Origin of the sequence: Aestuariibaculum sediminum (assembly GCF_014596945.1) — a bacterium.
GTDB classification, from domain to species: domain Bacteria; phylum Bacteroidota; class Bacteroidia; order Flavobacteriales; family Flavobacteriaceae; genus Aestuariibaculum; species Aestuariibaculum sediminum.
This window is the reverse complement of sequence record NZ_JACVXB010000007.1, coordinates 36,547-59,309: the sequence shown is the minus strand read 5'-3', so window position 1 is coordinate 59,309 and position 22,763 is coordinate 36,547. Positions and strand designations below refer to the sequence as shown.

Genomic DNA, 22,763 nt, shown 5'->3' with positions numbered 1-22,763 from the left:
TACACTTTTTTTACTGTCTAGTAACTTTATCTATACCATTAATTTTACGAAGTTTTTCTAATAACTTTTTTAAGAGGGTATTATTTTTAACAATGACATTAATTTTACCTGAAAATATTCCGTCGTTACTCTCAAAACTGATGCTCTTCATGTTAACATGCATATTTTCAGAAATAATTTTAGTAATGTCGTTTACCAGGCCTATATGGTCAATTCCTGTAATAACAATGCTAGCCAAAAATTCTTGCTGCGAGGAATCAATCCATTTGGCAGGCATTATGCGGTAAGCGTAATTAGACTGGAGGCTTAAGGCATTCGGACAATTTTTTTTATGAACTTTAATACCTTCAGAAACCGTTAAGAAACCAAAAACATCATCTCCAGGAATAGGGTTGCAACAGCTGGAAAGCTTATAATCTAATTTTTCTTCTTCTTTTCCGAAAACCAATAAATCGTAATTAGAGGTGATTTCATCTTTTTCTAATTCTTCTTTACTAATGTTTGGTTTTCTATTTATTTTATTCTTAATGAAATTCATTAATGTATTGCTTCGGGATGAAGCAAAATCCTTTAACATCGTATTGTCTATAGTACCAATACCCACACGATAAAAAAGATCTAAACTCGTTTTAAGTTTAAAGTAATTTACTAATTCATTAATCGAATTTTCATTAAGGGTTATTTTTAATTGTTTTAGCTTTCGTTTTAAAATTTCTTTTCCGTCTTCACCAATACGCTTTTTGTCTTCCCGAAGTGCCGATTTAATTTTACTTCGCGATCTTGCTGTTGTAGCGTAATCTAACCAACTGGCTGTTGGTTTAGCATTTTCGGAAGTTAAAATATTTACCTGATCGCCACTTTTTAGTTCATGACTTAGCGGTACAAGTTTGCCATTAACCTTTGCCCCACGCGTTTTCATCCCTACTTCGGTATGAATGCTAAAGGCGAAATCTATAGGCGTTGCGCCTTTAGGTAGAGATTTTAATTCTCCGGCTGGGGTAAATACAAATATCTCTTTTGAATATAGGTTTAATTTGAATTGTTCAACAAAATCTACCGCGTTGGTTTCGGGGTTTTCCAAGGCTTCTTGAAGTTTGTTAATCCAATCTTCAAGGCTATCTTCTTTTTCACCCTCTTGCTTATATTTATAATGTGCTGCATAACCTTTTTCGGCGATTTCATCCATACGCTCACTCCGAATTTGTACTTCAACCCAGCGTCCTTTAGGCCCCATAACAGTTATATGTAAGGCTTCGTAACCAGTAGTTTTAGGTGATGAAATCCAGTCGCGTAAACGAATCGGGTTTGGCCTGAAGTGATCGGTAACAATTGAATATATTTTCCAGGCAAGGAATTTTTCATTAGCAGGGTCGCTTTTATAAATGATTCGAATGGCGAACTTGTCGTAAACTTCATCAAAGGAAACACCCTGCTTAATCATTTTTCTTCTAATGGAAAAAATAGATTTTGGTCGTCCCTTAATGGTGTAGTTTAAATTTTCGCGGTCTAACGTTTTCTTTATAACGTCGCTAAATTGCTCAATATATAAATCTTGTTCTTCTTTACTTTCCTTAATTTTATTAAGAATATCGAAGTAAACATCGGGCTCGGTATATTTTAAACCGAGATCTTCTAACTGTGTTTTTATATTATAAAGACCAATACGATGGGCGAGTGGCGCGTAAATATATAAGGTTTCCGAGGCGATTTTTTCCTGTTTATCCGTCCGCATGGAATCCATCGTTTGCATGTTGTGTAAACGATCGGCTATTTTAATGATAATAACCCGCACATCGTCGTTTAGCGTTAAAAGCATTTTACGGAAGTTCTCGGCTTGAAGCGAAACATCCATATCTTTTTCTTTGCTTAACGACGAAATTTTAGTTAAACCCTCAACTATAGTTGCTACAGTTTTCCCAAATAAGCGTTCTATATCCTCGATTTCGTAATCAGGACTATCTTCAACGACATCATGCAGCAAGGCCGAGGCTATAGATGTGGCATCTAGTCCTATCTCTTGAGCAACAATTTTAGCTACAGCAATGGGGTGAAAAATATAAGCTTCTCCAGATTTACGTCTTTGATTTTTGTGGCCGTCTAAGGCAATATCAAAAGCTTTACGAATTAATTTTTTATCGTCGTCTGTAAGTGTTGTATAGCTAACTTTAAGTAACTCTTTATACGCCTTGGTAATGGCTGCATTTTCTTTTTCTATTTCTTCCTCTGTCATAACTTAAAAGTAACATAAAGAATATTAACAACCAATAGCGATAGCGCTTTTTTTGGGTTGTTAATACTAACTATATATTTAAAAAATTAACGAGTTGAGAGACGGCTTTTCCGCGATGACTTATACTGTTTTTTGTGTCTAAATCTAATTCGGCAAAAGTTTTGGTGTATCCTTCTGGTTTAAATATTGGGTCGTAACCAAAACCTTTTTTTCCTAATTTTTCACGGGTAATTTCTCCTTTACATATACCAGTAAAGGTGTGTAATTCGCCATTAATAAGAAGTGCAATTACAGTTTTAAACTGAGCTTGTCTATTATTCTTTCCGTCTAAATCTGATAATAGTTTGTTCATGTTATCTTCAGAATTACGCTCAGGGCCTGCATATCGAGCCGAATAGACCCCTGGTTTACCACCTAGAGCTTGGACTTCTAATCCTGTGTCATCGGCAAAACAATCGTAGCCATAATTGTTTTTTATGTATTCGGCTTTTTGAATAGCATTCCCTTCTATAGTGTCTTGTGTTTCCGGGATGTCTTCGTTGCAATTAATGTCTTTTAAACTTAAAAGTTTTATATGATTCGGTATTAAAACCTGTACTTCTTTAAGCTTGTTTAAATTGTTGGTGGCAAAAACCAATTCCATATGATCAATTTTAGGCTCAAAAATAAGAGTATTAAGATTAATTAGATTATATTACATGATAAAAATCATTATAATTCAATAACCATACTTATAAATTTGAGTATTAATAAAAACTATATATTATGACTGTGAATTTTCAATACGTAGATGTAGATGTAAGTGAAACCCTTTCGGCTTTTACAGAAGAGAAATTAAAAAAGATTTTTAATCGTTATGAATTTTTAATAAGTGCGACAGTATATTTTAAAATAGACGAAAAGCAGCACGAAACGGGTAAAATTTGTAATATAGAGTTAAGTGCTCCAGGACCTAGATTATATGCCACCTCAACCGAGCGAAATTTTGAAGTTGCAGTAAGGCAGACTATAAAAGATTTAGAGCGCCAATTAGAAAAGCGCAAAGAGTTAATGAAAACGCATTAATGTGTTTTTTACAAAAAAGGAAATTTAAAGGATGTCTTTTTTAAAACAACTTAGCGATGATGATAAGGCTCATTTCTTAAAATAGTGAAACCGCGATAAAGTTGTTCAGTAAAAAATAATCGAATCATTTGATGGGAAAATGTCATTTTAGAAAGTGATATTTTCCCATTTGCTTTTTGGTATATTTCATCCGAGAATCCGTAAGGGCCGCCAATAGCAAAAACCAGTTGTTTAATGCCTGAATTCATGTGTTTTTGCAAATATTTAGAAAACGCTACCGAATCGTACTGTTTACCGTTTTCGTCTAATAGAATAAGCACGTCTGTTTGGGATAATTTACTTAAAATTAGTTCGCCCTCTTTTACTTTTTGCTGACTTTCACTTAGGTTTTTTACATTTTTTATGTCTGGAATTAAATCCATAGAAAATTTAACGTAAAACTTAAGTCGTTTCTGGTAATCGTCAATTAGCGCCTGAAGATTTTTGCTATCCGTTTTTCCAATAGCAACAAGTTTTATAGTCATAATTGCAAAATTAGTCTTTAGTAATTAATGATTCACGAAATTTTCATTAAAAAAATGAAAAATTGGTAAAACTAAAATTTAGAAAAGTGAATCAATTTATTATTTTTGTTGCAAACCAACAATTATTATGATTACACAAGAGCAATTCGATTCTGAAGTTAAGTCGATAATCGCTAATGCTATAAGAGAGGACGTAGGAGATGGAGACCATAGTTCTCTGGCATGTATACCCGAAAACGCCCGAGGTAAGGCCAAATTATTAGTAAAGGATAAAGGTATTATTGGCGGTGTTAATTTTGCAAAAAAAGTTTTTGCTTACGTAGATAAAAACTTAAAGTTAGACATACTTATAGAAGATGGGTCTGAAGTGACTTACGGCGATGTTGTCATGTATGTTGAAGGACCGTCGCGTTCTATCTTAAAAGCAGAACGAACAGTGTTAAACGCTATGCAACGTATGAGTGCCATAGCTACAAAAACCCGAATGTTTGTAGACCTAGTAAAAGGCACTAAAACTACAATATTAGATACGCGTAAAACCACACCAGGAATACGTGTTCTGGAAAAATGGGCAGTGAAGCTTGGAGGTGGTGAAAACCATAGATTTGCATTATACGACATGATTATGCTTAAAGATAATCATATTGATTTTGCTGGAGGCATAACGAATGCGGTTGAAATGACTAAACAGTATTTAAGAGATACAGGTAAAGATTTAAAAATTATGGTTGAAGCCCGCGATTTGATAGAAGTAAAAGAAATTTTACAGTTAGAAGGGGTGCATAGAATTTTACTAGATAATTTTGATTACGAAGATACACGTAAGGCCGTTAAACTTATTGGTGATAAATGTTTAACAGAGTCTTCAGGGAATATAAATGAATCTACGATTAGGTTTTATGCTGAATGCGGGGTGAACTTTATTTCTTGTGGCGCCTTAACACATTCGGTACATAACATGGATTTAAGTTTAAAAGCTATTAAGTAGTTTAATCGTTTAAACATAAGGTAGTTAAAGGCTTTTGTAAACATCAATACTTTTTTCAGTATTGATGTTTATATTTTAATAACTTTGTTTGAAACGATAAAAGCAAATAATTAATGACCAAACCTATTGAAGACAAACTCGATACAATTCCTATTGTAAATGTCTTTGTTCGGTTTTTTAAAAAGATAAAGTTACCTGGTCTGGAAGGTTTATCTTTTTATGATTTGTTAGAACTCTACATTACAGGCATAGTAAAAGGGGCATTAACCACCAGGGCGAGTGCTATTGCTTTTAGCTTTTTCACAGCACTTTTCCCGTTTTTATTATTTGTTCTTTTCATAATTCCTTATGTGCCTATTGATGATTTTAAAATAGAGTTTTTAAAATTTCTCGAATCCTTTTTACCGCCCACAACATCCGATTTTTTCTTTCAGAATATATTTGAAAATATAGATCAGTCGCAGCGTGGAGGCTTGTTGTCGTCGGTATTTGTATTGTCGTTACTCCTTATGGCAAATGGTGTGAATGCCGTGTTTTCGGGATTTGAAAATTCATATCATGAACAATTAACGCGCAATGTTTTTAGGCAGTATTTTTACGCTTTAGGGGTGGCATTAATTTTAGCCTTTTTACTAATTCTTACTATCGCTTTCTTGGGATATTTTCAGATTTATGTGGTACAAGGTTTGTTGAATACATTAGAGAATAAAGGCTATCGGGTCGCGAAACAGAGTGTATTTTGGTTTAGTGCTGTAAAATATGTGTTTTTTGTTTTTATGGTCTATATAGCTACAGCTACCTTGTATTATTTTGGAACAAAAGAAGGGAAGCATTCTAGATTCTTTTCGGTAGGGGCTTTATTTACAACTATTTTAATTTTAATATCGTCATTTTTATTCGGTATATATATAGAAAATTTTAGTCAGTATAATAAATTGTATGGTTCTATAGGAGCTTTATTAATATTGTTATTTTACCTGTGGCTTAATGCAAATATTTTGCTTTTGGGATACGAATTAAATGCTTCTTTAAATAAACTTCGAAAACGATAATTTTAATGTCACATTTTATAGATGTTATTATTCCTGTACCGCTGCAAAGGTTGTTCACTTATAGTATTACAGCTGCTGAAGCCGATTTTTTAAAAATAGGAATGCGTGTTTCGGTACCTTTCGGGAAGTCTAAAATATACACTGGAATTGTATTTAAAATTCATAATGAAGCACCAGGAGTTTATGAAGCAAAGGACATTCATCAAATTCTAGATGATACGCCTATAATAAACGAAACCCAATTACAATTATGGCAGTGGATTGCGTCGTATTATTTATGTACGCTAGGAGATGTTATGCGTGCTGCGCTTCCTAGTGCTTTCATATTGGAAAGTGAAACTATTGTTTCTAAAAATTCACAAAAGGACATTGATGAATCTGTTTTAAAGGATGATGAGTTTTTAGTTTATGATGCCCTGCAGTTTCAATCGTCATTAAAAGTTCATGATATTTCTAACATCTTGGGTGTAAAAAATGCGTTACCTATAATAAAGCGACTTATTGAAAAGGAAGTAATATCGGTAGAGGAGGAGGTTTACGAAAAATACAAGCCGAAATTAGTACGCTACGTACGACTTCATAACAGTTATGCTTCTGAAGTAGAGTTACATCAACTTTTAGATGATTTAAGCAGAGCACCAAAGCAGCATAAAGTAATTATGACGTTGTTCTCATTATCTGCCACTTCAAAAAAGCCAGTAAAGGTTACAGATTTAACTAAAGCCAGTGAGGCATCCTCATCGATAATTAAAGCTTTAATAGATAAAGGGGTACTCGAAGAATACTATATACAAATCGATCGGGTGACTTATGAAGGCGATGAGAATGAAGCGACCAAGCGATTAAATGTGCATCAGGAAAATGCATTAAAGGAGATAAAAGAGAATTTTTTAAAACATTCGGTGGTACTGTTACACGGTGTAACTTCCTCGGGTAAAACCGAGGTTTATGTGAAATTGATAGAAGCAGCAATAAGTAGAGGAGAACAGGTGTTGTATTTGTTGCCAGAAATAGCTTTAACAACGCAATTAATAATACGGTTGCAGAATTATTTTGGTGAACAAGTTTCTGTTTATCATTCAAAATATACTGTTCATGAACGCGTTGAGGTTTGGAATAATGTTTTAAATAACAGTCATAAAGCACAGGTGGTTTTGGGTGCGCGGTCGTCTATTTTTTTACCTTTTAATAATTTGGGATTAATTATAATAGATGAAGAGCACGAGCAATCTTTTAAACAGTTCGATCCAGCACCACGGTACCATGCAAGAGATACTGCTGTTGTTTTAGCGCATATGTATCAGTCGAAAACATTGCTAGGGTCGGCGACACCAAGTTTAGAAAGTTATTTTAATGCTCAGCAAAATAAATACGGACTGGTAGAACTTAACACTAGATATAATAATGTTATCATGCCTGATATGGAGCTTGTTGATATAAAAGATAAGCTAAAACGTAAGCGCATGAAAGGTCATTTTAGCGATCGGCTTATTGAGGAAATGACCGAAACTTTAAGTGAAGGCTATCAGGTTATATTATTTCAGAACCGTAGAGGGTATTCTCCAATTGTGGAATGTAATACTTGTGGGCATTCACCTCAATGCCCAAATTGTGATGTTAGTTTAACGTATCATCAGTATCGTAATCAATTGCGTTGTCATTATTGTGGTTATATTATGGCAATGCAAGATAATTGTCTGGCCTGTGGTAGTCCAGAGCTGGATAGTAAAGGTTTTGGTACAGAACAGATCGAGTTAGAGGTAAAGTCATTGTTTCCAGATTATAATGTGGCGCGAATGGATTTGGATACCACGCGAGGAAAATACGGTTACGAAAAAATCATTACTGCTCTAGAGCAGCAGGAAATTGATATTTTAGTTGGGACGCAAATGCTTACTAAAGGATTAGATTTTCGTAATGTTAAACTTGTTGGCGTGATGAATGCCGATAATATGTTGAACTTTCCTGATTTTCGAGCGCATGAACGTAGTTTTCAGTTAATATTGCAAGTTGCAGGTAGAGCGGGCCGAACCGATGTAAGGGGTAAAGTATTAATACAAACGTATAATCCGCATCATAATATATTACAGCAGGTGTCTACAAACGATTATATGTCAATGTATATGGAGCAGATGGATGAACGTTATAATTTTAAATATCCGCCAGTTTATAAGCAAATTAAAATTACCTTAAAGCATAAAGACTATCAAAAAACCGAACAGGCTTCTATTTGGTATGGTAAATCCTTGCGACATGTGTTTGGTGATTATGTGTTAGGACCAGAATCGCCTCCTGTGGCAAGAATTAGAAACCAGTACCATAAAAATTTATTGGTAAAAATTCCTAAAAAACAGTCGCTTGCAAAAACAAAAGAAGCCATTATTAAGATAAATAATAGCTTCTTTAGTATCAAAGATTTTCGATCTGTTAGGGTTGTCTTAAATGTCGATAACTTTTAAAGAGACGATTTTAATAATCGAAGTAAAACTTAGAAAATAATACTAAGCTTTACTTTATGCGATTAAATGTTATTTAAGGCGTCTACTAACAATGTTTTTTTGTTTCTACTTAAAGGAATTTCATAAGCGCCAACTTCAACATTTTTACTGTTGTATCTGTCAATTTTATCTAAATTAACAATATACGACTTATGTATTCTTAAAAATTTATTCTCAGGTAATTCCTTTTCGAACGATTTCATGGTAGAAAGAACTACTAGGCTGGTTTCTTCGGTAACTAATTTTACATAATCACCAAGGGCTTCAATCCATTTTATGTCTTTAATATATACCTTACGTTTTTTAAGGTTGCTTTTAACAAAGATGTGTTCGCCTTCTTCCTCGTTAAAATCCTGGATCAATTTGTGTTGTTCTAAAGCTTTTTCTACTGATACATTAAAACGTTCCTTTGTAATGGGCTTGTGTAAATAATCGGTAGCATCGTAATTAAATGCTTTAAAAGCATATTCGGTTTTACCGGTTACAAAAATAATTTGAGGCTTGTTGTTTAATACATCTAAAAGTTCAAAACCATTAAGTACTGGCATTTCAATATCTAAAAATATTAAATCTACCTGATGTGTGTTTAAACCATTTTTGGTTTCTAAAGCGCTACTGTATTCTGCTATTAAGTTTAAATTTGGATGGTTCTCCACTAACTTAACAATAGAAAGACGTTGTATTGCTGAATCGTCTACTACTACACAGTTTAAAGTCATAACATTATATATTATTTCGGTTAAGATATCGACAATATTACTAAAAAATCCGCCAAAAACCAAAAAACATCGTTAAAATGTATTTTTTAACATAAAATTAACAGTTATTTTCTTTATTCAGTATACTTCCTAAATTGAAGTTAAATATAATTGTTTTATATGGAATAAATAACTATTTTTGCACCCAAATTTTTAAACATTAAAAACGATTTTTATGAATCATTATGAAACTGTTTTCATCTTGAATCCCGTTTTATCTGAAGATCAGATAAAGGAAACAGTAAAGAAATACGAAGATTTTCTTGTTTCTAACGGTGCAAAGATGGTATCAAAAGAAGATTGGGGACTAAAAAAATTAGCTTACCCAATTCAACACAAAAAAAGTGGATTTTATCACTTATTTGAGTACACTGTAGAAGGAGAAGTAATCAATGCTTTAGAATTAGAGTTTAGACGTGATGAGCGTTTTATGCGTTACTTAACTGTGAAATTAGACAAGCACGCTGTAGCTTGGGCAGAGAGAAGAAGAGAAAAACTTAAACAAAAAGCGTAATTATGTCATCTATAGAGCAACAATCTAAAGGAAAAAAAGACGGAGAAATCAGATATTTAACTCCGCTTAATATTGACACAAACAAAGCGAAAAAATATTGTCGTTTTAAAAAGTCTGGTATTAAATACGTAGATTACAAAGATCCAGATTTCTTATTAAAATTTGTAAACGAGCAAGGTAAATTATTACCACGTCGTTTAACAGGAACTTCATTAAAGTATCAAAGAAAAGTATCTGTAGCTGTAAAAAGAGCACGTCACTTAGCTTTAATGCCATACGTAGCAGATTTATTAAAATAAAATACCGATAACAATGGAACTTATATTAAAACAAGACGTTGAAAATTTAGGATTTAAAGACGATGTTGTAACAGTTAAGAACGGTTATGGTAGAAACTTTTTAATTCCACAAGGAAAAGCTATTTTGGCTACAGTATCTGCAAAGAAAGTTTTAGCAGAAAACTTAAAGCAAAGAGCTTATAAAGAACAAAAAATTGTTGATGATGCGAACAAATTAGCTGAAGCTTTAAAAGCTTTAGAAATTAAAATCGCAGCAAAAGTTGGAACAGGTGATAAATTATTTGGATCTGTAAACAACATTGATGTAGCGGCAGCTTTAGAAAAAGAAGGTCATGAAATCGATAAAAAATTCATCACAGTTACAACAGTTAAACGTTTAGGTAAATACAACGCAGCTGTACGTTTACACAGAACTGTAAATGTAGATTTAGAATTTGAAGTAATTGCACAAGCAAACTAATCTGCATGATTAAAAATTAAAAAGTAATTCTTTTTTATAGGAAAAGCCACCCATTTTGGGTGGCTTTTTTTTGTAGTTATTTATACCTATCTTTTATTCGATTAAAAAAATGACTAACTCAAACAATTAAAAACCAATTACATGAAAAGAATTTCCTTTTTAATTATTTTCTTGTTTGTGAGCCTATGCGCTTCCTCACAGGTAACGACCTCTAACATTAAAGGACTTGTTTTAGATGTTAATTCTGTTCCACTTCCGGGTGCTAATATTTTAGCAGTGCATGCGCCCACAGGAACAAATTATGGCGCCGCATCAAATTTTGATGGTAGATTTAATTTACTTAACCTAAGAGTAGGAGGGCCATACTCCATAACCATCAGTTTTATTGGGTATCAGGAACAAACGCTAAATGATGTTTATTTGTCTTTGGGTAAAACCTTAAATTTAGATATTGTTTTAATAGAAGATAATCAGGAATTAGATGCTGTTGTTATACAGGGGTCGCGAACTGGTACTTTTGGTAGCGACCGTACTGGCGCCGAAACCAGTGTAGGAAGGCGCGAGATTACGCGTTTACCTACTATTTCGAGATCTGCAGCCGATTTTACAAGGCTAGAGCCTTCTGCAAGCGGTAATTCATTTGGAGGAAGAAACGATCAGTATAACAACTTTTCTCTTGATGGTGCTATTTTTAACAACCCTTTTGGTTTAGATTCGCCTACCCCAGGAGGTCAAACCGATGCACAACCTATCTCTTTAGATGCTATTGATCAAATTTCAGTAGCTACAGCGCCTTACGATGTTACACAATCTGGATTTACCGGAGCTTCGGTTAATGCGGTTACAAAAAGCGGAACTAATGAATTTCATGGAACCGTTTATGGCTTTTTTAGAAATGAAGATTTAACAGGTGGAAAAATTAAAGGTGAGGATGTTACAAAACCAGATTTGGAGCAGTTGCAATATGGTTTAAGTATTGGCGGACCAATAATAAAAAATAAGTTGTTTTTCTTTGCCAATTTTGAAATTGACGATAGAAATGATTTAGGAACAAACGGTTGGATACCAAATACAGGGTCAGGTGCAGTTAATGAATCTCGCGTTGCGGAAACCGACCTTATGAATGTGCAAAGCGCATTAGCGGCCTTAGGATACGATACCGGAGCCTATGAAGGTTTTACTTTTGGCTCAAATTCTACAAAAGGGATTTTTAAATTAGACTGGAATATTAATGATAATAATCGCCTTGCCGTTATTTATAATTTTTTAGATGCATCAAAAGAAAAACCAGCGCATCCAACAGCTCTTGGTGTTCGTGGTCCAAGTTTTTCTACACTTCAATTTAGAAATTCAGGCTATGAAATTAACAATAAGTTAAATTCATTTCAATTAGAACTTAATTCAAATTTAACCGACGAGATTGCTAATAAATTACAAGCTGGATATTCACATTTTGATGATTTTAGAAATCCATTTTCAACACCAGCACCTATTATAACAATTCAGGATGGTGCCGGATCTAATTACATTATTGCAGGACATGAACCATTTTCTATTAATAATTTATTAGATCAAAAGGTTTTTCAGTTAACAAATAATTTAAATATTACAAAGGGAAATCATACGTTTACAGTAGGGTTTTCATTTGAGAAGTTCCAATTCCAAAACTCATTTAATCTTGTAAATTACGAATCGTTTAACTTTGGAATCTTCCCATATTACGGAATTTTTAGCCCGTATCCCGATGTGCAAACGTTTTTAGACAATGCACAACCCGGAGGTGTAGTTGAACAATATCTCGCAGCCACGCAAAACGCTTACGATACTTTCAATACTAACGGGACTGGAAATGATGGCGGCTGGAAATTGGCCGAATTAAATGTAGGGCAATTGTCTTTTTACCTGCAGGACGAATGGAATGTATCCGAAGAATTTAAACTGACTTATGGTGTACGCTTCGACAAACCGCTATATTTTGATACCGCAGATTTAATTCAAAAATATATAGATACCGACAATGGAGCAACAAGAGATAATTCCGTATTGTATTATAACCCTAATTCCAATCAAGAAGTTACTTTCGACTCTACAACCTTGCCAACCAATAAATGGTTAATTTCGCCTAGAGTTGGTTTTAATTGGGATGTTAATGATGAAGGCATAACTCAAATACGTGGTGGTTCGGGCTTTTTTACGGGGCGTTTTCCTTTTGTATGGTTAGGTAATCAGGTAAGTGGTGCCGACGATGGCTTTTTTCAATTTGTGGACCCAGATTACCAATGGCCTCAGGTATGGAGAACCAATATAGGTGCAGATCATCGTTTTGAAAACGGATTAACACTTACTGCTGATATTTCGTATACAAAGGATATTAACGGGGCGCATGTTCAAAACTGGGGGCATAGAGATCCATCGGCTACCCTAAATGCTCCTGGAGATAATAGACCAGTTTACCTGGATGCTGATAAGGGAAACAATGCTTATGTATTTACCAATACCGATAAAGGCCGAATTTGGAATACAACTCTAAAGGCACAAAAAACGTTTGGAAACGGGTATTACACCAGTCTGGCTTATAACTATTTAAATTCTAAAGATGTGAATTCAATTGAAGCTGAAATTACAGGTGATGCTTTTGATTTTAATCCCGTTTCTGGTAATGTAAATGCCGATGTACTGGCGTTTTCAAAATATGGTGACACACACAGGTTTGTTGCTATAGCAAGTAAAAAGTGGACTTATGGAGGCGATAAGTGGGCAACTACCATTTCGACCTTTGGCGAATACGCACAAGGCGGACGTTATAATTACACCTACGCAGGTAATATAAATGGCGATAGCTCAACTCAAAATAATGACTTAATTTATATCCCAACAGCCAGCGAGGTGCAGCAAATGCAGTTTTCCGGTGCAGGACAAGCTGAAGCATATGAGGCATTTATTCAGCAGGATAAATATTTAAGTGACAACCGCGGTAAATATTTTGAGCGTTATGGAGCACTTGCCCCTTGGAGAAGTCGTTGGGATGTTAAAATATTACAGGATTTGAATTTTAATGTAGGTGGAGATAAAACCAATACGCTACAGCTTAGTTTAGATATTTTGAATTTTGGTAATTTAATTAATTCTAATTGGGGAGTTGTGCAGCAACCTAATAATTTATCACCTATTAGTGTTGATACTTCTAGCGGAGCGCCAATTTTTACCTATGACCCTTCGTTAACAAAAACATTCGGATATGATTCGAGTTTGGCTTCAAGATGGCAAGCGCAATTCGGTTTACGCTACATTTTCTAGAATAAAGCATAATATATTATTAAATTTGCGCTCTTAATATCAAGGGCGCTTTTTTTATGGCAGTCGAATATTAAAAATTAAAAGCATAAAAGTATACAATGAAGTATTCAAGACTTACAAAAGAACAATTTGAAGAACTACACCAAGAGTTTATAAACTTTCTGGCAACACAATCAATTACGGCAGATGAATGGTCCAATTTAAAGGAAAATAAACCAGAATTAGCCGAAGCTGAGTTAGATGTTTTTAGCGATTTAATTTGGGAAGGAGTTTTAAATAAAGCTGAATATTTAGAGCATATTTCACCGCAACACATGTATCTGTTTCATTTAGATGAAAATCAAATGCATGCCATTGTATTGAACCTAAAAAATGATGTTGATATTACGACAGAAGAAGGTTATGCTTGGCTACGTGAAAATTTAATGGATGATAATGTCGAGTTTTTGCAAGCCGACAAAGAGTACACCGAAGATAAAAATTTAGACAAGTTTAAAATGATTGAGCAAGGCGCTGTTATCACTAAGGGCGATTTGTACAAGTATTTCGATAAATTAATCAATTAAAATTCCCGCTAGGTTCGGAATCTTTATCAATTGAAACGTTTATTTTTGTCGAACTGAACAGGTTTCAGGTACTCACAATTTTTAATTGTTAGAAATATAAAGCAATATTAATTTAGAAAAATCTAAAAACAACCACACATACCACAAATGGCTCAGAAACCAAGCATACCAAAAGGAACGCGAGATTTTAATCCGGAGCAAGTAGCTAAACGAAATTATATATTTAACACCATACGTGGCGCTTTTGAAACTTTCGGATTTCAACCTATTGAAACACCTAGTTTTGAAAATTCAGAAACTCTAATGGGGAAATATGGCGATGAAGGGGATCGTTTAATTTTCAAGATTCTAAATTCTGGGGATTTCTTAGGAAAGGCCAATGAGGAAGCTTACGAGGCAAAAGATTCGTTGAAGTTAACGCCAAGTATTTCAGAAAAAGCATTGCGCTATGATTTAACAGTGCCGTTTGCGCGATATGTGGTACAACATCAAAATGAAATAGAATTTCCGTTTAAACGGTACCAAATCCAGCCAGTTTGGCGTGCCGATCGCCCGCAAAAGGGGAGATTTAGAGAGTTTTATCAATGTGATGCCGATGTGGTGGGGAGTGATTCGCTTTGGCAAGAAGTAGAATTTATACAGTTATATGATGCGGTTTTTTCAGCACTCAAATTAGAGGGTGTAACTATAAAAATTAATAACCGTAAAATATTATCGGGTATTGCCGAAGTTATTGGGGCGCACGATAAATTAATTGATTTTACGGTAGCTTTGGATAAGCTCGATAAAATAGGAGAGGAGAAAGTTAAAGAAGAAATGCGCTCTAAAGGAATTCCTGAGGAAGGTATTGAAAAGCTGCAACCACTGTTTTCATTATCTGGAGCATTTGAAACGCAAATAGAAGTTTTAAAAAGTATTTTGTCAACTTCGGAAGAAGGTATGAAAGGCATTGAAGAACTAGCTTTTATCGATAATGCAATTTCAGAATTAGGGCTACAAACAGCGGCCTTGCAACTAGATGTAACTTTAGCCCGTGGCTTAAATTATTACACAGGAGCCATTTTTGAGGTAGCTGCACCAGACTCTGTAAAAATGGGTTCCATTGGGGGCGGTGGTCGTTACGATGACTTAACCGGTATATTCGGACTTAAAAATGTAAGTGGTGTAGGTATTAGTTTTGGTTTAGATCGCATTTATCTCGTATTGGAAGAACTAAATAAATTTCCAGAAACCGTTACTAAAAATGTAGAGGTGTTGTTTATTAATTTTGGCGACAAGGAGGCTTTATTTAGTTTAAAAGCAATTAAAACTTTGAGAGAAAACGGTATAAATGCCGAGTTATATCCAGACGCCGCGAAAATGAAGAAACAGATGAACCACGCTAATAAGCGAGCCATTCCTTATGTGGTTTTAGTTGGTGAATCTGAAATGACTTCAAATACATTTACTTTAAAAACAATGAAGACTGGTGAGCAACATACACTCACATTAGAAGATTTGATTGCACATATATAAGTAAAAAGCTCTAATTTTAATTAGAGCTTTTTTTTAAGTTCAATTTGAAAAGTGACTAACTCAAATAATTAAACTTCTTAGCAGATTTTTAAGGTCTTCTTAGTTAACGATTAATTGTTTTGTAGTTTGACCTAAATCAGTAATAACGTTAACAAATACCAGTTGATTATTTAATTGATATATAGGAGTTTTTAGACTGGAGTTGTTTATGTTTTTTGTTGTAAATAGTCGCTGCCCGCTAGCATTTATTAGGGCAATCTCTTTAATAGTACTTAAGCCATTGGTGTCGATGTATAATTCTTTTGAGTTTCTTAAGTATCTTATTTTGGTGTTTTTAAGGATGTCATCTTCTGTAGATAATGTTTTGGCAGCTGTATCCGATGATGTGGCATTGTCGTTTTTGAATGCTAAATAGTATCTATCGAAGTATTCACCTTTTCCTATATGAGAATTGTAATCGGAATCGTTTAGTTTACTATAAGTATTTTTTACAGCATCATAAATATATACTTCGATCGGAGTTTCGAAATTTTCGGTAGCTGTTAATGAAATAACAAAATCATCTTCTTTAGACATATACAACCATAAAGGGTATTTTTTAGTGTCGTCGAAACTACCAACACCTTGAGTAGTGCATTTTAGTCCATTTACTAGCCAGCTCATATCGTAAGGAAAGGAATTCCTGTTTAAGGCTTCGTAGCCGTAATCATAATCATCAGTAGCTGAATTATCGGCTGTGAAACTAATTAATAGTGGTCTAACATGTTTTCCTGGCACAGTAAAGGTTAATCTGATACGCTCCATAGTATTGGTTTGGGCATATGATTGAAAAGAAAAGTTAAAAAGACAAAGGCCTAATAATAAAAAGCAGCTAAGGTATGATGACGTTTTCATTCGATTAAGTTTTTGGTAGATTGGTGCTCAAATATAATAAAAATATTCAAAAAAATCCACGAAACGCATAAAAAATAGATAAAAAGCACATTATAACCAGAAATAGACTACAAAAAAATGATATGTATCAAAAAAAAACTACCACTAAGGTGGTAGCTTTTTCAATAAATAATATTCTTTTATTATTTGATAATAATCTTTTTCGAGGTGTTGGTATTTGAAGTCACAATATTAACTATATAACTGCCCTGAGATAAATTGGTATCTACTGGAATTCGTGTTACTCCGGTTTTAAATGAGAAATTGAATTTGTTCCAAATGCCAACCGATTGTCCTAAGATATTAATAAGTTCAACTTGTTTAATATCAATATTAGGGGCATTAATATAAATTTCTTTTGTGCTTTGTAAATAATTTACCTGAATGTTTTTCAAGTTTTCATCGATTGTAGAAAGTGTTTTTTCGTCTTTTATGGTAAATGTAACGTAAAACCTATCTGTGTATGTTCCTGGGTCAAGCGATATATTAAAACTCGAATTTTTGTCATCTATTTTAGTATATGTTCCTAGCATGCTGTCGTAAATGTAAACTTTAGTGCTGGCAGGTAAATTTTCAATGGCTGTAACTTCTATATCAAAGTCACCTCCTTTGTTAGTATAAATATTAAACGGATACTGTTTTGATTCATCAAACGCACCTACAGCTTGAATATTTACTTTGAAAACATCTACAGCGAATAGCATATCGTCTTCCAACGGATCGTCAATTTTAGCATCATATCCGAAATCGAAACCTTCTGAAGCACTATTATTTGGTGTAAAAGCTAAAAGTAAAGGTCGTTTTCCTTTTTGGTTTTTAAATTCAAATCTTATCCGTTGAATTTCATTTTCGGGTTCTTCTGGTTTATTAGAATTTGCCGTGTTTTTAGCTCCTTTTGTATTGGAATTTTTTAACACTAAATTTTGAGTACTTCCGGCAGGAAATGATAATCGGTCTCTCTGGTCGTTTTGGAATCGAACAATATTAGATGTTTTGTTAGCAAAGGCTGCTGTAACAAGGAATCCTTGTGCTACCGGAATATGTGCTATTGGTAAAAGCGTTGTGGTTCCTTCTCCACTAATTTCATAACCATCGGTAGTGGTGTATTTTAAACCTACTGGTGGGGCTAAACCTCCGGCGAGCGTAAATGTAGCATATCCACCTTGGTATTCGCGTAATACGTGGGTTGTATTTGAATCGAAGTGAATCCAAAAGCCTAAAGTACCATCAATACTACCCGTTGTGCCTGGGTTTGCAACAGAGGATCCTCCTCCCGGGTTAACAGCTGGAATATTATCCTTTATAAACTCTGGGGCATATACAGCAGATGGGTATGGGTTACCAATAAGTGTATTGTTTCCAGCATTAATTAGATTTTCTACTGTGTTATTATTTGGTTTACCTCTAAATGTGTAATTCTGTCTAGGATTGCTTGTGCCACTTCCCTTCATGGTATATCCTAATCCAGTTTGGAGGCTTGAGTTTCGATTTAGTTTTACCCATTTTGAATAGGTGTTAGCTATCGAATTCTGGTAGGACCATAGCCAATATTCGGCAATTCGAATAGGTGTATTAGGAGCTCCATTATAGCCACCTACCCAAGATATGTTTTTTGGGTTATTCGTGTCGGTTCCATCTAACATGTTGTTAGCAGGGGTAAAAGGCACGTTATTAGAAGTGTTATTTATTGCTCCAACAGGAGAACTCCAATAATTGTAATTGTAAATACTTTTGTTTCCTTGCTGGTCACGTTCTATATAGCCGACACTTGTTGGATCTAAAATACTTTCATTAAATTGTTGTGTTTCAAATATTTTCCATGTAGCAGAATTGCCATCATGATCATTATAGGAACCATAGCGTCTTTGTATTATTTGTGATCGTCCTATTAAATCGACAAAACCATCTAATTTAAAGTAATGGGAAATATATAAACCATGACCTATGTTGCTTTCATCCTGAGTCCCCGAATTGGTTACTATTAATTTTTTCGACGGATTTACTATAAGTCCTAACAAATTAATATCTCGGGTGTTTATAGTTAAATTATGAGATAGTCTTGCGATATTCCAATCAATTGGTGTGTTATTTATACCATTACTATTTGGAACATCCCATACGTCTGAATAGGTCCAGGTAGCATCGGTATCCCAATTAGTGTTGGCTTTCGTTGTATAAGGAATTGGTGCTGTTTGCTGTTGACTTGTTGTAATATTTCTTAATCTACCAGCAACACCAACTTCTGGATATAAATCGCCACAAACAACACCCATTTTGTAATACCCTGCTAGATTACTCCATAATATCGGGTTCTCTTCAATGCCATCTTGATCCACATCTGGGCCATAAATTTTTGTCGGAATGACTACACCACCAACATCAGACCCACGTTGAACAATCTCTTGGTTCATCATTTGTCTTATATGTTCAGGTGATAACGCCATATTCCAGATTTTAAATTCATCCATCCAACCATGAAAATAATTTGTTGGATTGCTAGGTGGCGCCTGATCCATAGCTCCCAATATAGCTTCAATATTATTAGATGTATTATCTGGTGCACTTCCGCCTGAGGAATCTAATTCTATACCATCTACATATAGAGTATAATTTGAGCCATCAAAAACAACTGCCAAATGATACCATCTATCGGTGCCTATATTGTGACTTCCTGTTGTAACAGAACCGTTTCCGCCGCTGTTATACCAATTAAAACGAACTTGTCCATTAACTAGCGATAAGGCATAGCCATTGGTATTATTATTAGCATCTTTTCTAGAATATATTGTTTGTGTGCCACTTATAGAATTCGGTTTTACCCAAACTTCCAAACTAAAGTCTAAATTGGATAAATTAGATGCATTAATTTGATTGACGTTATAATTGTTTTTGAACGTGACGTAGTCGTTTACTCCATCAAAATTGACTGTTGGACAGTCTACTATAGTTACATTAATAGTATCTGAACATCCATTAGAAAGGGTCCACGTTAGAGTATAATTACCGGGGTCGGCGGTAAAGATTGCATCAGGACTTGAAGCATCATTAAAAGTAGCCAAACTACCACATGATGAGGTGCTGTTGGTTGTAACAGTCCAAGTTCCTGTTACACCTGTACCTGAATAATCAATATCTCCGGCTGCTGTATCGGGAACAACATATAAATTGCTTTCGTAAGCACCTTTGTTGTAGTTTTCGACTGCCGTTTTAGTATTGTCGTAAGCATTAAGCTGAAGTGCATTTTCACCACACTCGCTAGATAGAGGTGTGTAATCTACTCCTGCATAGGCTAAGCTTGTATGGATATCAACAAATTCGGTTCCAGCGTCATTATCGGTTCTACAATTATTTACCAAGTTTGTTACACCAAATGTTCTAATTCCAGGGGTAACAGGTGTAATTGAAGCCGTACTTCCAATGGCGATTACAGCTCCGTTTTCATCGGTCCATTCTAATTCATCGTCAACCTGAGCGTAGGCGAACCCTACAGCATCGATTGCCCATCCACTGGCTAAAGTTTCACCACCTTTGTTGCAGCTTATATTATTTGGGTTATTAATGTTTGGAGACGTTTCACTTACTTCACCACAATTTGTGGTACTGCCATAAAATTTAAACATAACACGTAACCCTGATAGTCCAGTATAAGCGCCAAGATTGATGGTTGCAGGAACCATTCTAGGGTTTGTTCTGCCTATACATTTTTTGCTAGGCCCAGTTGCTAGTTCTATGCCAGTGGTAGAGCCATCAGTAAAGTTGTGTTCAGATGTAAATAATTCCTGAGTATAGGTTAACCCGGAATCAAAAGATAACCAGATTTCACCATGACCACCATTACAAAAATAATAACTGGTATTAAAACTCATAATAGCCTCTGCTGAGGTCATACCAATAGTACTGAAAACAGGGGTTTCTAAAGTGGTCGTATTTCCAACACCATGCGCAATAGCAAATTTTGTGTTATCGGAAGTATCATAATTTATACCACTAAAAGTAGCATTATTATTAGAGTTTGATTCTTTCCACGTTTCTTCAGAACCATTGTCACCACTAGCAGGGAAATAATTGTCGATAAAATCTACTCGCCATCCGTCAGGTTGAGCGTAATTAAATTCTCCACCTTCACCGAATTGACCATTTGGTTGATCGAAATAACTTTCGGCCACTAATGACACAGATTCATTTAAACAAATAAATAAGTTCGAAGTACTAACAATTGTAGGCGGTTCGTCTGGTGGTAAAAATCTAACGAATGCTTCAGCCGATGTTCTAATATTACTAGGATTGTCGGCATCTTCAAGTCTTACTCTTACAAAAGTATCTTGCGTTAAATTATTAAATCTATACGTTAATATTCCAGCTGTTCCAGCTATAACATTCCAGGTTTCACCATTATCATCGGAGTATTCCCAGTTCAATACTTGTTCAGGTAATAAACCATAGGAGCCTATGGCTTCCAAATCGAATACTACGTCTTTAGGCTCGTTTAATCCTCCTGGACAGGCGGTTGCCTCGATAAGAGCGCTTGGTGGTTGAGGGTTATCTGGTATAGGGTTGACAATTTCTCCGTATAAATAGGTGAATTGGTTTTTAGGGGGTTCAACAGTAACGGTAACCTCACAGGTGTTTGTGTTTCCGTTGTTATCTGTTGCAGTTAAAATGACATTATGGTAAGTAACATTACCAACGTTTGCAGGATCCTCATAAATTATGCTAGGGTTCACTGTAAGAGAGGCTAAACCACATGCATCGTTAGATCCGTTATCAACATCAGATGGTGCAATTGAAGCAGTTCTTGATATGGCATCCATCACCACAACATAATCATTACACAGCATTGTTGGCTTAGTGTTGTCTATAACTGTTACTGTAGCCTGACAAGTATCACTGTTTCCAGCGTCGTCATAAACTGTGAATTCTACTGGGTTAGGACCAACATTGGAACAGTTAAATGACATTGGAGAAACCGTCATATTAGCAATACCGCAGGCATCAACTGAGCCGTTATTAATGTCACTTGCGGCAATAGTTGCAGAACCTAGGGCACTCAGTTCAATAGTTATATCTTTACAATTAGCAACTGGTGGTGTTATATCTGCAGGAATAACCTTAAACGAACATGAAGTATTATTGCTGTAGTTATCTGTAGCGGTTAATGTTATTGTTGTTGTTCCAGAAATTACGGTCCCCGGCGCTGGGTTTTGAGTAACTATAACATTGGTGTCGCAGTTGTCACCTGTTAAGGCTTCCGAGGTGTAATCGAGTAGTGTATACCCACAATTTGCGGCAAAATTTACATTTTTATCACTTGGACAAATAATAGTCGGGTTTTCGTTATCCTGAACGATAACATTGAAGTCGCATGAACTTGTTTGCCCGTACCCGTCATTTGCTACAGCGGTAACAGTTGTTGTTCCAATCGGGAAATCGTATGGGAATGTTATTGGGTTAACTCCAATTCTGTATGAAATGGTTGGGGATGTTCTACAATTATCTGTTGCCGTTGCTGTAAATGATAGAGTGGCGTTACATTCACCTGTGTCAGTATCATAAAATGCATTAGGTGTCGGGCATGAAATAAGTGGTGCTTCGTTGTCGGTTACTGTTACAGTTTGATTACATGTTAATGAGGTATTACCATTTTCATCCGTTGCTGTCCAAATAACGGTCGAGGTTCCTCTCGGAAAAAGATGCGTATTAGGGTTTATAATTGTGGTTCCAATTCGAGCTGTAAATATTATATCTCCAGAAGCTGTACAATTATCGGTTGCAGAAGGTGTTCCAAGATTAACATTAGTCGAACAATTTCCTAAACCATCATCTGATGTAAACGCAGTTGCAGGTGAGGGACAGGTTATTATTGGAGCCGTTGTATCTTGTACGGTTACTGTAGCTGAACAGGTCGCTGTATTATCGTTATTATCGGTAACCGTAAGGGTAACTGAATTAGGTCCAACATTGGCACAGGTAAAAGCGGTATTGTCCAGAGCCAGCGATTTAATCCCACAGGCATCGTTAGAACCATTATCAATATCAGCAGCCGTAATAGAAGCATTACCAGCGG

16 protein-coding genes are annotated in these 22,763 nt (G+C 35.0%); 10 read left to right on the top strand and 6 right to left on the bottom strand.

The genetic code is table 11. The features are described from left to right. Positions 1–10: 10 nt before the first annotated feature. The gene (locus ICJ83_RS14070; protein WP_188231045.1) at positions 11–2,230 is read right to left on the bottom strand and encodes a RelA/SpoT family protein; all 2,220 of its coding nucleotides are present in this window, start codon (positions 2,228–2,230) and stop codon (positions 11–13) included. A 70-nt stretch (positions 2,231–2,300) separates the two neighbouring features. Next, positions 2,301–2,873: a non-canonical purine NTP diphosphatase gene (locus ICJ83_RS14065; RefSeq protein ID WP_188231044.1), complete on the bottom strand. Its 573-nt coding sequence runs from the start codon at positions 2,871–2,873 to the stop codon at positions 2,301–2,303. Between the two features lie 122 nt (positions 2,874–2,995). Between ICJ83_RS14065 and hpf the strand changes: the two genes are divergently transcribed. Continuing rightward, positions 2,996–3,295 (top strand): ribosome hibernation-promoting factor, HPF/YfiA family, encoded by a 300-nt coding sequence (hpf, locus tag ICJ83_RS14060; protein WP_188231043.1) that lies wholly within the window; start codon positions 2,996–2,998, stop codon positions 3,293–3,295. A 50-nt stretch (positions 3,296–3,345) separates the two neighbouring features. Here the strand turns inward: hpf and rlmH are convergent, their stop codons facing one another. Next, positions 3,346–3,819 (bottom strand): 23S rRNA (pseudouridine(1915)-N(3))-methyltransferase RlmH, encoded by a 474-nt coding sequence (rlmH, locus tag ICJ83_RS14055; protein ID WP_188231042.1) that lies wholly within the window; start codon positions 3,817–3,819, stop codon positions 3,346–3,348. A 127-nt stretch (positions 3,820–3,946) separates the two neighbouring features. Between rlmH and nadC the strand changes: the two genes are divergently transcribed. The 3 genes from nadC (at position 3,947) to priA (ending at position 8,318) form a co-directional block, all read left to right on the top strand. Further along, positions 3,947–4,807, top strand: coding sequence for a carboxylating nicotinate-nucleotide diphosphorylase (gene nadC / locus ICJ83_RS14050; protein WP_188231041.1), 861 nt, complete (start codon positions 3,947–3,949; stop codon positions 4,805–4,807). A 113-nt stretch (positions 4,808–4,920) separates the two neighbouring features. Beyond that, positions 4,921–5,859, top strand: a complete 939-nt coding sequence (locus ICJ83_RS14045; RefSeq protein ID WP_188231040.1) for a YihY/virulence factor BrkB family protein — start codon at positions 4,921–4,923, stop codon at positions 5,857–5,859. A gap of 5 nt (positions 5,860–5,864) precedes the next feature. Next, complete coding sequence (gene priA, locus ICJ83_RS14040; RefSeq protein ID WP_188231039.1) at positions 5,865–8,318, top strand: replication restart helicase PriA; 2,454 nt, start codon at positions 5,865–5,867, stop codon at positions 8,316–8,318. 62 nt (positions 8,319–8,380) lie between these two features. Here the strand turns inward: priA and ICJ83_RS14035 are convergent, their stop codons facing one another. Further along, entirely contained in the window at positions 8,381–9,076 is a 696-nt protein-coding gene (locus tag ICJ83_RS14035; protein WP_188231038.1) for a LytR/AlgR family response regulator transcription factor, read from the bottom strand. 214 nt (positions 9,077–9,290) lie between these two features. Here ICJ83_RS14035 and rpsF point away from each other — a divergent pair, with 214 nt between their 5' ends. The 6 genes from rpsF to hisS all read left to right on the top strand — a co-directional run bounded on the left by rpsF (position 9,291) and on the right by hisS (position 15,766). Further along, on the top strand, positions 9,291–9,629 hold the full coding sequence (gene rpsF / locus ICJ83_RS14030; RefSeq protein WP_188231037.1) for a 30S ribosomal protein S6: 339 nt from the start codon (positions 9,291–9,293) through the stop codon (positions 9,627–9,629). After that, on the top strand, positions 9,629–9,928 hold the full coding sequence (gene rpsR / locus ICJ83_RS14025) for a 30S ribosomal protein S18 (protein WP_188231150.1): 300 nt from the start codon (positions 9,629–9,631) through the stop codon (positions 9,926–9,928). The genes rpsF and rpsR overlap by 1 nt, the downstream gene beginning before the upstream one ends. A 13-nt stretch (positions 9,929–9,941) precedes the next feature. After that, positions 9,942–10,388, top strand: coding sequence for a 50S ribosomal protein L9 (gene rplI, locus ICJ83_RS14020; protein ID WP_188231036.1), 447 nt, complete (start codon positions 9,942–9,944; stop codon positions 10,386–10,388). Positions 10,389–10,529: 141 nt separating this feature from the next. Next, entirely contained in the window at positions 10,530–13,685 is a 3,156-nt protein-coding gene (locus ICJ83_RS14015; protein WP_188231035.1) for a TonB-dependent receptor, read from the top strand. A 98-nt stretch (positions 13,686–13,783) separates the two neighbouring features. Next, positions 13,784–14,251 carry a DUF6495 family protein gene (locus ICJ83_RS14010; protein WP_188231034.1) on the top strand — a complete coding sequence of 156 codons (468 nt, stop codon included), beginning with the start codon at positions 13,784–13,786 and terminating at the stop codon, positions 14,249–14,251. Between the two features lie 147 nt (positions 14,252–14,398). After that, positions 14,399–15,766, top strand: coding sequence for a histidine--tRNA ligase (gene hisS, locus ICJ83_RS14005; RefSeq protein WP_188231033.1), 1,368 nt, complete (start codon positions 14,399–14,401; stop codon positions 15,764–15,766). A 99-nt stretch (positions 15,767–15,865) separates the two neighbouring features. Here hisS and ICJ83_RS14000 read toward each other — a convergent pair whose 3' ends face one another. Further along, positions 15,866–16,570 (bottom strand): hypothetical protein, encoded by a 705-nt coding sequence (locus ICJ83_RS14000; RefSeq protein WP_188231032.1) that lies wholly within the window; start codon positions 16,568–16,570, stop codon positions 15,866–15,868. A gap of 272 nt (positions 16,571–16,842) precedes the next feature. Beyond that, positions 16,843–22,763, bottom strand: a 5,921-nt coding sequence (locus tag ICJ83_RS13995) for an HYR domain-containing protein (protein ID WP_223154786.1), incomplete at its 5' end; no start/stop codon positions are given.